Below are 13,394 nucleotides of genomic sequence, written 5' to 3'. Positions count from 1 at the left end.
AGATTGAACGCTATTACACGCTTTTTTCGGATAAAAATTTCACTTGGAAAGTTATTGTGCCTCGAGAACGCTTAGTCTAGTATGACAGCAGTAATATATAGAGCTCCAAGAGGTATAACCACTGGAAGCGCTAGTATTTGGCTCTCGACCGCTAGTAAAAAAATTTCCATTATTACAAAAGAAAGAGGTCACCTGATAGGCAACCTCTTGGAGATTAAAGTAAATTATAAAGTTTAATATGCTCGTATTTGTCTTGGAACCAACGAGTAGCGAACTCATTTTCAAACAGGAATACATAATTATCATATCGATCTCGGACAAGCATCGAGCGTGGACCTGTCATCGATTCCTTTACATCTTCCTCATTTTCAATCCATCGTGCTACTTTTGAGCCAATCGATTCCATTCGAACATCGACATTGTATTCGTTATTCATACGATGCTCAAACACTTCAAATTGAAGCTGTCCAACAGCACCTAAAATAACTTCTTCTGTATGAAGTGTCTTATAGTATTGGATTGCTCCTTCTTGCACTAACTGTTGGATTCCTTTATGGAAATGCTTCGACTTAAGTACGTTTTTAGCAGTTACTTTCACAAATAATTCCGGTGTAAATTGAGGTAGTTTTTCATACGTAAATGCTTTTTTGCCTCCAACAACAGTATCCCCTATTTGATAGTTCCCTACATCGTATAGGCCAATTATATCTCCCGCAACTGCTGTTTCAACTGTTTCACGGTCATCTGCTAAAAATTGTGTAGATTGTGTCACTTTGAAGGTTTTCCCCGTTCGAGCCAAAGTCACGGTCATTCCACGCTCAAATTTACCAGAGACAATTCGCACAAAAGCAATACGGTCACGATGAGCTGGATTCATATTTGCTTGAATTTTAAAGATAAACCCAGAAAAATCTTCATTTAATGGATTTACTTCTTCCTCTTTTTCAGTCATGCGTGGTTGAGGGGTTGGAGCAAACTGTAAATAAGTCTCCAAAAATGTTTGAACCCCGAAATTTGTTAAAGCACTACCAAAGAATACTGGTGTTAAATCACCTGCAAGTACTTTTTCCTCATCAAAATCATTACCTGCTTCATTTAGCAGCATAATATCTTCCATTGCTTGAGTGTAATAAGAAGTTGCTTTCATCGAATGATCTACGGCAAGTTCTCCATTCTCATCTATAGGAAGAAATCTCTCTGATTCATCCGTACGGAATTGTTCAATCCGTCCATTAAAACGATCATAAATCCCTAAAAATTCTTTCCCCATACCTATTGGCCAGTTCATGGCATATGATTGAATACCTAGAACCTCTTCCAACTCTTCCATAAGTTCAAGTGGTTCTTTCCCTTGACGGTCAAGTTTGTTTATAAACGTAAAAATAGGAATTCCTCTCATACGACAAACTTTAAATAGTTTTAACGTTTGAGCTTCAATACCTTTTGCAGCATCGACTATCATAACTGCACTATCAACAGCCATTAGTGTACGATACGTATCTTCACTAAAGTCCTGATGTCCAGGTGTATCCAATATATTTATACGACAATTATTATAGTCAAATTGCATAACGGATGATGTTACCGAAATTCCACGTTGCTTTTCGATTTCCATCCAGTCAGACGTTGCAAATTTCCCGGATTTTTTACCTTTAACTGTACCTGCATCACGAATAGCTCCACCAAAGTACAAAAGCTTTTCCGTAATAGTCGTTTTACCAGCATCGGGATGGGAAATAATTGCAAAGGTTCTTCTTTTCAATATTTCATCTTGTAATTTTATATCCATTCTGTTATATCTCCTTCTTATTTCACTTTCTTATCATATGGATTTAGGGAGCAAAAAACAAGTAAAAAAAGCGTAAGTGCTAATGTTTACTCTGAAAATCAATGGAAAAACCGCAGCAAAAACCATTTTTCCTCTTTATCGAACCATATGTTATCACTCATGGAGCATGACGTTGAAGTTTGATAAAAAAAGCGAAAGCGCCAATTTCGACCTAGAAATCACTTCAAATATTGGTTAAAGGCACAGTATACCTTTAACCTATATTCGAAATTGAATCTGGCAGGTTAGGCGCTAAGCTTAAATAAGCAGGACTCTTAAGACATTTTTGTATTTACGTAACTATATAAAAGTTTTGCTGTATTTTCCAACGAATCAATATGTGTACGCTCGTATGCATGAGATGCTTCAATACCAGGTCCCAATAGTGCATGCTTCACATCATATCCTGCACGAATAGCCGCCGATGCGTCAGATCCATAGTAAGGATAAATATCCAACTTATATTCAATATTTTCATTTTTCGCCAATTCTACTAATCGTCGAGTTAGCTCGTAATGGTAAGGTCCTGAAGAATCCTTTGCACAAATAGACACGGTGTACTCATCAGACGATTGACCATCTCCGATAGCACCCATATCAACAGCCAAATATTCCACCGTTTCAGCCGGCACATTAGAGTTACCACCATATCCGATCTCCTCATTATTAGAAATATAGAAATGTGTTGTATGAGGTAATGTCATGTCTGTATCTTGAATGGTTTTGACTAATTGCAGTAGTAATGCTGTACTCGCTTTGTCATCGAGATGGCGAGATTTGATAAAACCATTTTCAGTTTCTTCAAATCGAGGGTCAAATGAAACAAAATCTCCAACCTCTACACCTAATTTACGTGTATCTTCAGCCGTTAATACTTTTTCATCTATACGAACCTCGATATTTTGCTCATCCCTAGGTAAACCACTCGCATTCTTATATACATGCACAGTTGTTTGATGCATTAAAATAGTACCTCTAATTTTTTTGCCATCTGCTGTATGAATTGTACAGTACTCACCTTCCACAGCATTCCAATTAAAGCCGCCTACCATCGTAAGTTTTAATCTTCCGCTACCTTTCACTTCTTTTACCATCGCACCTAATGTGTCTGTATGGGCTGTTAAAAGTCGATGCTTTGTATCATCTGTTCCTTTTATAGTAGCGATTAATGCACCTTTATTTGTCCGAATATAATTCACTTGCAGTTTCTTTAATATATTTTCCATAAAGTCCATAATCTCTTTTGTATAACCAGACGGACTAGGAATTTCTACTAATTGCTTTAATAATGCTACTGTTTCTTTTGCTTCAAATGTATATGACACTTTTTTATCCCCTTTCACTACCTTAGTCTTATCTTAACAAAATCTTATATAATCAGATACACCTAATTAGAATACTATTTCAACAACTAAAAAAGCGGATTCACTTTAAGGTTCTAGATTATCATTAGATAAAGTAATACTACTTATCTGTTGTCATAGACTAGACGAAAGAGTAAATCCACTTTTTTATTTAATTTCCCAGCACAAATTCAGGTACTTGATAGACCTCTAAAGGTTTAGAGAAATAATATCCTTGGACAGTATGACAGTCATTTTCTCTTAAAAACTCAATGACCTCCGCTGTCTCTACTCCTTCTGCTACTACTTCGAGACCAAGGCTATGACCAATTTTAATAATAGAGGATACTATTACTGCATCTCTACCTATTAATACTTGGCTTGTCAAACTACGGTCAATTTTCAATGTATGAATCGGTAACTCACTTAAATATCGGAAATTAGAAAAACCAGAACCGAAGTCATCCATTGCAAGTTTAATACCCATTGACTCAAGTTCATGTAATATCTTCAATAATCTTTCCATATTTTTCATCAAAACATTTTCAGTCAACTCAATTTCTAAATAATGAGGAGGTAAACCTGTTTTTTCTAGAATTGTATGTACATTTGCTAAGAAATCATTTTGCTCTAGCTCTATAGGACTTATATTAACGGAAATAGTTTTAAAACGGACCCCTTGTTTAATCCACAATGCAGCTTGTCTACATGCTTCTTCTAAAACATATTTACCAATGGAGATAATGAGCCCCGTTTCTTCTGCGAAAGGTATGAAATCATTTGGAGGAATAATTTCTTTTCCTTTTTTATTCCAACGTATCAGTGCTTCATAGCCTTCAATCTTTCCTCTTTTTAAATTGACTTTTGGTTGATAGACAAGATAAAATTCATGCTTGTCCAATCCGCTACGTATATCACTTTCTAAGCTTACTTTGTTGATATACCCCTCCATATGTTTCAAATCAAACAGCACCGCATTTCGTTTACCATTCTCCTTTGAAATATTTAACGCTAAATCAGCTGCTCGGTGAATTTCTTTATAACTAGATCCATGTAGTGGAAAAGAAGCTATCCCAATGGAACAGGATATATGAATTTCCATTTCTTCTATATTAAAAGGTTCTTCTACCTTTTGAATAAGTAGCTTTGCATTTTCTAGCATTTTAGTTCTTTCCGCTTGCCCCTTAATAAGCACAACAAATTCATCCCCACCAATGCGATATAACTCCCCTGTAGTATTGTAAAATTTCTTAATCCTAGCCGTTACTAACTTCAAGAGGGAGTCACCAGTAAAATGACCAAGTGAATCATTAATGTTTTTAAATCTGTCCAAATCAATATATAGAAAACTAAAAGGTGTTTTTTCGTTTATCACTTGTATAATATCTCTTTCTAAAGCCGCAGTATTAAACGAATTTGTCAAATGATCTCGGTAGGCAAGCTCAGTCAATTTAGTCCTTGCCGACTCAAGTTCCGTAATATCGTTTCCAATACCAATCGCGCCACTTATTGTTCCATTTGTTTCAATAGGAGAGATTGTAATATGTATACATCTATCATCTAACCATTCCTTATAAGAGACCTCCTCACCAGTAATAACTTTTTTTAGATAAAATAATAATCGATTTGTCATCTCTTCTGAGATGTATGTATTCATATTATAAATAGGAATTAATATTTTATTTTTTATGGAATTAATGCTAGGTTGAATCGTTTGTAGACCTTTCTTTGCTAAAAACTCTGAGGCTAATTTCCCAGTCAACAATGAAAAACCATAATTATTTTCACTATCTTTTTCCACTTTGAAGACAAGATTGTTTATATGGTGTGCCACAGTTTCAAAGGAAGAAAGTAGTTTGGACTGCAATAATATTTCCTTTTCTTTTTCTATAGTAATATCAGTACGGATACTTAGAAAATAGGTATCGTATCCGTTAGTTTCAACAGGTATTATATACGTTTTCACCCAATATAATTCGCCATTCTTACGTCTATTACATATCTCACCTGTCCATGTATGTCCATTTAGAATAGTAGACCACATGTCTTTAAAGAAAGCTTCAGGATGAGTTTTCGAGTTAATAATTCTATGTGTATTTCCAATTAGTTCTTCTTTACAGTATCCTGTAATCTGGCAGAAGCGGTCATTCACGAATAATATTTGCCCTACCTTATTGGTCACTCCTATTATCATCGTTTCATTCACTGCATAGTCCATGAGCTCCATTTTAAAAAAGGCATCATCTAGCTTTTCCTGAAGTGCTATATCGCTACCCAATGACTCATTGAAGATTGCAGTTTTAACTTCATATAATAATTCATCGTTATTTGTATTAAATACAGACTTCATAGTGCCTCACCTACCTAAAATGATTGTTTAGTATTAGTAATTTAAGTCAATTTTAGTAAAATAGTCACCCTTTGTCAATGGAATCACCATAATAACTCACTTGTTATTTATGAATTGTGACATTTTGAAATCTATTAAGTATTTAAAAAAAGCCATTCTAGTACAAAGACTAGAATGGCTTTTCTCATTTTATAAAGCTCTATTGGGTGATACCATTACTTTAGTAAGCCTCTCACTAGCTTCACTTTGTTCTTGTAAGGTGGGAAAACGATATTTACTGGTAAGCTTGTATTTTTTTTCACGATAGACTTTTGATGTGTAAATAGAGTAAAGCTTGCTTCTCCGTGATAGGATTGTACTCCTGAGTTCCCTACTCCGCCAAATGGTAAATGAGCACTTCCAGCATGCGTGATTGTGTCATTTATACAGCCTCCTCCAAATGGTAGCTCTTGAAGAAAGAATTGCTGCGCTTTCTCATGTTCACTAAACATATAAGCAGCCAAAGGTTTTGGAAACTTACGAATTTGCTGGATTATAGTCCGTAAATCATTGTAAGCAATTATAGGTAGTATCGGCCCAAATAATTCCTCTTCCATCGACGGACTATTGAAATCAACTCCATTCAATAAAGTTGGTTCCATAAACAAATCATCACGATCCGTTTTCCCTCCAAAAATAATATGGTCACTTTCCTCTTCTAAAATTCTCTTAAGGCGATCAAAATGATTACCATTTACTATTCTTCCTAGGTCAGGACTTTGTTGCAATTCTTTTCCGTAAAACTGTTTAATTGCTTTTTTCATCTGTTCGATAAACTTATCTTTTACCGATTCTTCCACTAATACATAATCGGGCGCTATACATGTTTGACCTGCATTCACAAATTTCCCCCATACAATACGTTTAGCTGCTACAGCTAAATTTGCAGTATGATCCACAATCGCTGGACTTTTCCCACCTAATTCTAAAGCAATGGGTGTTAATCGCTCTGCAGCTGCTTTCATCACTATTTTTCCTACTTGGACGCTTCCAGTAAAAAATATAAAATCAAAAGGAGCATGTATTAACAAAGAGGTTTCTTCCTTCTCTCCCTCTAATACTCTAATATATCTCGGATCAAATGCTTCAGAAATAATTTTCTTCACTATATTAGTGGTGTGAGGTGTTGCTTCTGAAGGTTTAATAACTGCACAATTTCCTCCAATAATTGCTCCAATTAGCGGCTCCATAATAAGTTGGAATGGATAATTGAATGGTGCAATTATTAATACGGTTCCATAAGGATCATTTACAACAAAGCTTTTAGATGGCATTAAAGCAACAGGTGTTTTTACGTACTTCGGTTCCATCCACTGCGCAATATTTTTAATCATAAAGGAAATATTGTCATAAACTAATCCTATTTCTGTGACATAGGCTTCGAATTCACTCTTTCTTAAATCCTTGTATAATGCTTCTATTACTTCTGCTTCATATTTTTTAATCGTACTTTTAAGTATTTCTAATTGGGCTATTCGAAATTCTACAGGTCGAGTCATTCCAGCATAAAAATAGGCTTGATGCTCTTCTAGCATATGGTTTAATTGTTGCTCTGAAAATTTCATTTTTTATTCTCCCCTTTTATTCATTTAATCTTAAAGGAATCATACTATTTTTTTCTAATAGAAGAAAGAATAAACATTTAATATGCAATACATGAAGTCTACCTTTCGTGGAATACTAATTGCAAGAAGTCATTTCCACCAATAGACTACAACTATAAGTCTATAAGACTTCAGAATCCCTGTGCTAAACGATTCATTTTTCACGTAATTGGTTTATATGCGAAGCTCAGCAGGGTATAAAAATCGTATATATAAACAAAACAAATTATTAAAAGGGAGGAAATAATAATGACTGAAACAGAAACTTGGTGGGAGCCCATTTTTACAGGAGCTTTCGCATTAGGGCTAAATAAAGAGCGTTTAAATGAACTAGAAGAAGAAACATTTTTATATTTTCAAGAGGATCAAGGTGAAATGGAGAAACACTAATTGAATAATCTATTTAGGATTTCAGCTTTTCCCTTCTATTGTATAAGGAAAAGCTGATTTTTTATTTCCTCTTTATTTATATGCTAAACTACAATGGGTGATAATAAATGAAGAAGATTTTTTCTTATCTAGTTCTATTCACTGTACTTCTATATGGTTGTGATGAAAGTTCCACTAATGGTGTGATTCAAACTGATGGAAGTACCAATCAAATAGCTGTTGAAGTTGTGGAAGTTATTGACGGTGATACGATTAAAGTTAAATATAATGGAGACATAGAAAAAGTTCGATACTTGTTAATAGACACTCCCGAAACAAATCATCACACTCTAGGAAAACAACCATTTGGTGAAGAAGCAAAACAACGCAACAAGGAAATAATAAAGAGTGGGAATGTAACCATTGAGTTTGATGTAGGAAATCGACTAGACGACTATGGGAGAATGCTCGCTTATGTGTATGTAGACGGCGAAAGCGTCCAAGAAACTTTGCTCGAAGAGGGACTAGCAAGGACAGCCTATATCTTCCCTCCGAACACTCGATATTTAGACGAGTTTGAGGAAGCTTCTAAAGTGGCTAAAGAAAGAAGTATTGGTATATGGGAGACAGATAACTATGTTACTAATAGAGGTTTTAATGCTGAAGTTCTAACTAATAATAATGCAGAAGAAAAATCCACAACTGAACAATGTAATATCAAAGGCAATATTAATCGGCAAGGCAAAAAAATTTACCATATACCTAGCGGGAAATATTATGAACAAACTAATCCTGAAGAATGGTTTTGTACTGAGCAGGATGCTATACAAGCGGGTTTCAAAAAGTCCGGTGAGTAAAAATGCAATCAGTGGGAGATGGCGCCACTGACTGTATTTTTTATATTATGTTCTTGCGCCTTTTATTTTAGCTTCTGGAACTGTTTCTTCAGGTGAAATATCTGCAAAGGTTTCATTTTGTTCTTCTAAATCTCTTGTCCGATGCGCTAAACGTGAAGCTGCACTAGAAGCGATGCTCGCCACTAAATCATCTAAAAATGTATGAACTGCTCCTCCAATTTTAGTATCTAATTTTGAAATAAGTCCAATTTTGTTTTTATCTAAATGGCCAAATGTAGTTACTGCTATACTGCCATAAGTAAATACAGCTCCCAATGCAATCGTTTCGTCTACCCCAAACAAACCTTCATCTGCTTCCACTATTTGTTGCAATGGTGCAGATAGCATTTTCTTCTCTGCCAACTCGTCAAGTTCGATACCAACTAATATCGCATGTTGCATTTCTCTTTTTTTCAATACACTTTTAACAGATTCTATACAATGTTCTATAGTAAGTCCCTTATTGTAAGGAAATTGCATCTCAAATACAATCTCTGCTATTTCTTCCAAAGTAACTCCACGTCTTTTTAACGCGTCTTTGGTAGCTTGCTCTACTTCACGAGAATGGACTCTAGATGTTTGTCTATCCATATTGTTATCCCCCTTGTTGTTTTATCATTTCGTTTATTATACCTCTTTGCTAGTATATGATACAATTTCTGTACTACATGAATGATATTAGGAGGAAATTATGAACAAGGGAACTATACAAGATATATCGCTTTTTAGTGAGGCTTTACAGGAAGAAATGCAACTTCTAATATACTTGCCTCCAAATTATTCACCTCTCTATAAATACTCTGTACTAATAGCATCTGACGGAAAAGACTATTTTCAACTAGGAAGAATTTCTCGAATGGCTGATGAGTTATATGAAGAACAAGCAATTGAGAACATAATCATAGTTGGAGTACCTTATAAAAACGTAAAAGATCGAAGAGATAAATATCATCCAGATGGTTCTCAATTTCCTGCTTACAAACGTTTCTTGGCGCAAGAATTAGTACCGTATATAGATGAAAACTATCCTACTTATCAAGTTGGAATGGGAAGATCACTAATAGGCGATTCGTTAGCTGCTACTGTGTCACTCATGACAGCTTTAGCCTATCCAAATACATTTGGAAGAGTAATAATGCACTCCCCACTTGTCAATCAGGCTGTAATAGAATCCGTCGAGAAATATAAAGACGTTCATGCATTTTCTCTTTACCACGTCATTGGAACGGAAGAAAAAGCCGTGAAAACAGGGGACGGTTTATTAACGGACTTCATTACTCCAAATAGAGAGTTACACAATTTATTTAAAAATAAAGGATTTTTGACCTTTTATGACGAATTAACAGGAGACCATACTTGGAAGCTTTGGCAACCAGATATAAAAAGAGCGTTGTTGCAAAATTTTAGCCTATAGAGAAAGATTTGTTATAATAGGTAATATTGGTATTTTAATAATTTGAGGAGGTAATGAAAAATGAAATACGGAATTGTTGCTTTTCCATCTAAAAAGGTACAGGACTTCGCAAACTCCTATAGAAAGCGTTATGACCCTCACTATGCTTTAATCACTCCACATATGACGGTCAAAGGTGTATTTGAAGCCGATGAAAATGAGATTAAAACCATCGCAGAAAAGGTTAATAAAGTAGTGCGTAATCATAAACCATTTACTTTAAAAACAACTAAGGTAAGTTCATTTGCCCCTGTTACTAATGCTATATACTTTCATGTGGAACCAACAGCTGAGCTAGTTAAACTGCATGAGGATTTAAATGATATTCAATATAATGAGGATGAAAGCTATTCTTTTGTTCCTCATATTACAATTGCTCAAAAGATGAACGCAAGTGAACATGATGATATACTGCCACAATTGAAAATGATTGGTGCACAGTTTGAAGAAGAAATCGATCGCCTACATCTTTTATATCAACTGGAAGATGGATCATGGACTGTATACGAAACATTTAGATTGTCTGGAGCTGAGTAAGTATTGGTGTACGCAAAGAAAGTGGAAACTGAAAAAGAATATGAAGATGCTATAAAAATTAGAAGAAAAGTTTTTGTTGAAGAACAGGACGTCCCTCTTCATCTTGAACTGGATGAGCATGACGAAGAGGCAGTACATTTTGTAGCATACGACGAAGGCACTCCATTCGGCGCAGGTAGAATTAGAGTTATTGAACCTGGAATAGGTAAAGTAGAAAGAGTATGTATTCTTCCAAGTTATCGTGGACGAAAGTTAGGTAATCTCATGATGCAATGCATGGAGGACTACTCGAATTCTACCGGCATTAATAAGCTAAAGCTAAATGCACAAAGTCAGGCCATTCTTTTTTATGAAAAAAGAAATTATACTATTACCTCACCTGAATTTTTAGAGGCTGGAATTCCTCACAGAGCGATGGAGAAACAAATTTAATACGACAATTTTATGGAGAGTTTTGACTAACGTCAGACTCTCCATTTTACGTTTGGAAACTTTTTGAGTGACCAATATTTACAAAATTTTCATTTCCGTGGCATTCTTTCATGCTATATCATATATATACTATTAACGAATGAATTCAAACCATATATGTATCCATATAAAATTCATCAAAATATTCCAAACTTCATAAACATCCTAGTTGGAGATAAGACTTTTTATGGTTTTTTGTTTTAAATAGTAAAGCAGGAAATCTCCATTTTGTTTGAAAAGTTCCCGCTTAATCATAGGCTTTTCATCTCTTTCAATTAAAAACGATTTGCACCCAAAAGTATAAGAGGGTTAACGTTACAATCGTTGTTATAGGAATTACTTTTATCGAGATGCTCAAATAATCTTTCCATGTAATTTTAATTTTATTTTTCCTTAAGATGTCCATCCAAATAAGAGAAGCAAGTGTGCCAATTGGCAACAACAGTGAACCCATATCGCTTCCAATAATATTGGCAAGATAAATTGTTTTTAAAGTAATCGGGTCTAAGCCCATTTCTGTTAATGTTATCGTCCCAATCATTAAGGCTGGATGATTGTTAAAAAGGTTTGATAGTATGGACACTACCCCCCCCATGATGAAACTAGCTTGGAATAACCCCTGCTGAACAATCGGTTCACACCACTCAACTAGTAGTGCAGTTAGACCGACATTGTGTAGGCCGTAGATAATTACGTACATAGAAAATGCAAAAAGTAGAATATGCCATGGAGTCTTTTTCAAAATATCTATTGGATTAGATTTTAAATAATACCCTCTCCATAGTAATAGAATAAGCGAACTAATTGCTGCAACGATTTCAATGGGAATATTTACATAAGAAGCAAAAAATAGCATCCCTCTTACAACTAAGACAAAGAATAGGATCTTGAACATAAATTTACTACGCTTATGTTTCGTCTCCAGGGAGATACTTGCTTTCAGTGGATGAAAGTTTTGAGTAAAAAATGATTCCTCCACATTAATGAGAGAGTTTGGTAAAGTTTCAGGCAGTCTTTTCTTCACAATGACAAACATCAAACAGGACATAAATAATAACCCTAAAGTTGCTGGGACAAACATCATTAAAGTATGCATCCATAAAGACATATCAACAATCTTTAATGCTATTAAGTTAACTAGATTGCTTACTCCGATAGGTGCGCTGGAGGCAGTCGCAATTAAAGCTCCACTGATTAAATAGGGGATTTGTTGAGGAGGTTTTAGTCTCATGTTCTTAAGTAGTAGTATTAAAATGGGAGTTGTTATCAAAATACTCCCGTCATTATTGAACAATAATGTCATTCCAAAACATAATAACTGTATATACCAATACAATCGATAACCTGATCCTTTTGAAAAAGCTACAATTCTAGTAGCTACCCAGTTGAAAAAACCGAAGCTTTCCAATATGACAGCCATGACAACTGTCGATATTATCGTAATGGACGCCCCTCCAACTTTATCGATAATATCAAACACGTCTGCTAAAGTCACAATTCCTGCAAATAATAATATCCCAGCGCCAATTGTTGCTGGCCAAGCTTCATTTACTTCTCTAGGTCTTACAAAAATGACTAGCATCGTAGATAGGAACACCAGAATGGCGATTCCAATTTGCAAACTCATACATATACCATTTCCTCTCCTTATTATGATTGTCCCCTTCCTTGTATGTATATTCCTTTCCCATTAGAGAAACGAGGTGTATGTCCATATTCTCTAAAATAATCTATAAAACTCACTATTTTACATAATAGAATAAATAAATTCTATCTATCCCCAACTTCAAGAAGCATGAAATATTTCATGCTTCTAATTTTATATATAATATATACATTTTTTATACTCCGTGAATCGTTTTTATATGATCAATATTTATATAATCCTTAACTGCTCTAGCTGCCTCCAACTCGACAACTTGTTCTTCTACATTTTTTATAGTTCCAATATGACTCTTACTTCCACCAATATTAAACACAATAATCTTATCTATAAATTTTTCTATTTTGTTTTTAAAAGTATCAACACTAGCTTCTGTCACTGATAGTTGGAACTTCAGATTATTTAACCCGTAAGGACATTCATTTGTAGGATAAGGAATTAGCCACTTTAAATGTTTGGTAGATATATACATAGTTTTATAAATCGGCGAATAAAATTCAAAATAATCATCCATTATCTCAGTGATATAACCATGTAGGGGCTGATCATCTATTAAGTATATTTCAGTGCTCTTTCCCTGAGCTTGATGTAGCGTTACTCGTAAGGATAGTTCATAATTATTTCCACTAGTTTTAATACTAGAATACTCTATTGGGGCAAGGGTATCTAACTCATTTTTCTTTAGAGGACAGAAGCTATGGATATGAATGATAGGAATATACATATAATCTGTACCATTGAAAATAACTATAATATCTGTTCCCACATCAATTAGAGTACCCTTTAATACTTTTTTCCTGACACCTCTATTTGGACATACTCCTTCAGTAGACTTTGAATA

12 protein-coding genes are annotated in these 13,394 nt (G+C 34.7%); 5 read left to right on the top strand and 7 right to left on the bottom strand.

Annotated elements, in window-relative coordinates; translation table 11 throughout:
• Positions 1–214 precede the first annotated feature (214 nt).
• The 4 genes from MHI47_RS05020 to MHI47_RS05005 form a co-directional block, all read right to left on the bottom strand.
• Positions 215–1,789 (bottom strand): peptide chain release factor 3, encoded by a 1,575-nt coding sequence (locus tag MHI47_RS05020; protein WP_093535526.1) that lies wholly within the window; start codon positions 1,787–1,789, stop codon positions 215–217.
• Positions 1,790–2,103: 314 nt separating this feature from the next.
• Positions 2,104–3,153: a M42 family metallopeptidase gene (locus MHI47_RS05015; RefSeq protein ID WP_340829894.1), complete on the bottom strand. Its 1,050-nt coding sequence runs from the start codon at positions 3,151–3,153 to the stop codon at positions 2,104–2,106.
• Positions 3,154–3,343: 190 nt separating this feature from the next.
• Positions 3,344–5,521, bottom strand: a complete 2,178-nt coding sequence (locus MHI47_RS05010; protein ID WP_340829893.1) for a sensor domain-containing protein — start codon at positions 5,519–5,521, stop codon at positions 3,344–3,346.
• 215 nt (positions 5,522–5,736) lie between these two features.
• Positions 5,737–7,125, bottom strand: a complete 1,389-nt coding sequence (locus tag MHI47_RS05005; RefSeq protein ID WP_340829891.1) for an aldehyde dehydrogenase — start codon at positions 7,123–7,125, stop codon at positions 5,737–5,739.
• A gap of 288 nt (positions 7,126–7,413) precedes the next feature.
• Between MHI47_RS05005 and MHI47_RS05000 the strand changes: the two genes are divergently transcribed.
• Positions 7,414–7,554, top strand: a complete 141-nt coding sequence (locus tag MHI47_RS05000) for a hypothetical protein (protein ID WP_175496189.1) — start codon at positions 7,414–7,416, stop codon at positions 7,552–7,554.
• 107 nt (positions 7,555–7,661) lie between these two features.
• A complete protein-coding gene (locus tag MHI47_RS04995) occupies positions 7,662–8,390 on the top strand; it encodes a thermonuclease family protein (RefSeq protein WP_340761799.1) in 729 nt (242 codons plus the stop codon).
• A 45-nt stretch (positions 8,391–8,435) separates the two neighbouring features.
• Here the strand turns inward: MHI47_RS04995 and MHI47_RS04990 are convergent, their stop codons facing one another.
• Positions 8,436–9,020 carry a phosphatidylglycerophosphatase A family protein gene (locus MHI47_RS04990; protein ID WP_093535536.1) on the bottom strand — a complete coding sequence of 195 codons (585 nt, stop codon included), beginning with the start codon at positions 9,018–9,020 and terminating at the stop codon, positions 8,436–8,438.
• A gap of 100 nt (positions 9,021–9,120) precedes the next feature.
• Between MHI47_RS04990 and MHI47_RS04985 the strand changes: the two genes are divergently transcribed.
• Genes MHI47_RS04985 through MHI47_RS04975 form a run of 3 tightly spaced genes read left to right on the top strand, consistent with a single transcriptional unit; the run spans position 9,121 to position 10,851 of the window.
• On the top strand, positions 9,121–9,843 hold the full coding sequence (locus MHI47_RS04985) for an alpha/beta hydrolase (RefSeq protein WP_340829890.1): 723 nt from the start codon (positions 9,121–9,123) through the stop codon (positions 9,841–9,843).
• A 60-nt stretch (positions 9,844–9,903) separates the two neighbouring features.
• A complete protein-coding gene (locus MHI47_RS04980; RefSeq protein ID WP_093535540.1) occupies positions 9,904–10,419 on the top strand; it encodes a YjcG family protein in 516 nt (171 codons plus the stop codon).
• Between the two features lie 3 nt (positions 10,420–10,422).
• Entirely contained in the window at positions 10,423–10,851 is a 429-nt protein-coding gene (locus tag MHI47_RS04975) for a GNAT family N-acetyltransferase (protein ID WP_340768616.1), read from the top strand.
• A 310-nt stretch (positions 10,852–11,161) separates the two neighbouring features.
• Here the strand turns inward: MHI47_RS04975 and MHI47_RS04970 are convergent, their stop codons facing one another.
• Together MHI47_RS04970 and MHI47_RS04965 are read right to left on the bottom strand one after the other, a co-directional pair.
• A complete protein-coding gene (locus tag MHI47_RS04970; protein ID WP_340829888.1) occupies positions 11,162–12,517 on the bottom strand; it encodes an arsenic transporter in 1,356 nt (451 codons plus the stop codon).
• Between the two features lie 214 nt (positions 12,518–12,731).
• Positions 12,732–13,319 carry a DUF6897 domain-containing protein gene (locus tag MHI47_RS04965; protein WP_340829887.1) on the bottom strand — a complete coding sequence of 196 codons (588 nt, stop codon included), beginning with the start codon at positions 13,317–13,319 and terminating at the stop codon, positions 12,732–12,734.
• Between the last annotated feature and the right edge of the window lie 75 nt (positions 13,320–13,394).

The sequence above is a fragment of the Psychrobacillus sp. FSL H8-0487 genome, assembly GCF_038008385.1.
Classification (GTDB): domain Bacteria; phylum Bacillota; class Bacilli; order Bacillales_A; family Planococcaceae; genus Psychrobacillus; species Psychrobacillus psychrotolerans.
Note: the sequence above shows the minus strand (reverse complement) of the source record. Positions and strands in the feature narration are given on the sequence as shown.

What these genes read in the sequence shown, in the direction of transcription:
- MHI47_RS05020 (WP_093535526.1), bottom strand. Translation starts at nt 1,789, where the DNA reads ATGGATATAAAATTACAAGATGAAATATTGAAAAGAAGAACCTTTGCA.
- MHI47_RS05010 (WP_340829893.1), bottom strand. Translation starts at nt 5,521, where the DNA reads ATGAAGTCTGTATTTAATACAAATAACGATGAATTATTATATGAAGTT.
- MHI47_RS05005 (WP_340829891.1), bottom strand. Translation starts at nt 7,125, where the DNA reads ATGAAATTTTCAGAGCAACAATTAAACCATATGCTAGAAGAGCATCAA.
- MHI47_RS05000 (WP_175496189.1), top strand. Translation starts at nt 7,414, where the DNA reads ATGACTGAAACAGAAACTTGGTGGGAGCCCATTTTTACAGGAGCTTTC.
- MHI47_RS04995 (WP_340761799.1), top strand. Translation starts at nt 7,662, where the DNA reads ATGAAGAAGATTTTTTCTTATCTAGTTCTATTCACTGTACTTCTATAT.
- MHI47_RS04990 (WP_093535536.1), bottom strand. Translation starts at nt 9,020, where the DNA reads ATGGATAGACAAACATCTAGAGTCCATTCTCGTGAAGTAGAGCAAGCT.
- MHI47_RS04985 (WP_340829890.1), top strand. Translation starts at nt 9,121, where the DNA reads ATGAACAAGGGAACTATACAAGATATATCGCTTTTTAGTGAGGCTTTA.
- MHI47_RS04980 (WP_093535540.1), top strand. Translation starts at nt 9,904, where the DNA reads ATGAAATACGGAATTGTTGCTTTTCCATCTAAAAAGGTACAGGACTTC.
- MHI47_RS04970 (WP_340829888.1), bottom strand. Translation starts at nt 12,517, where the DNA reads ATGAGTTTGCAAATTGGAATCGCCATTCTGGTGTTCCTATCTACGATG.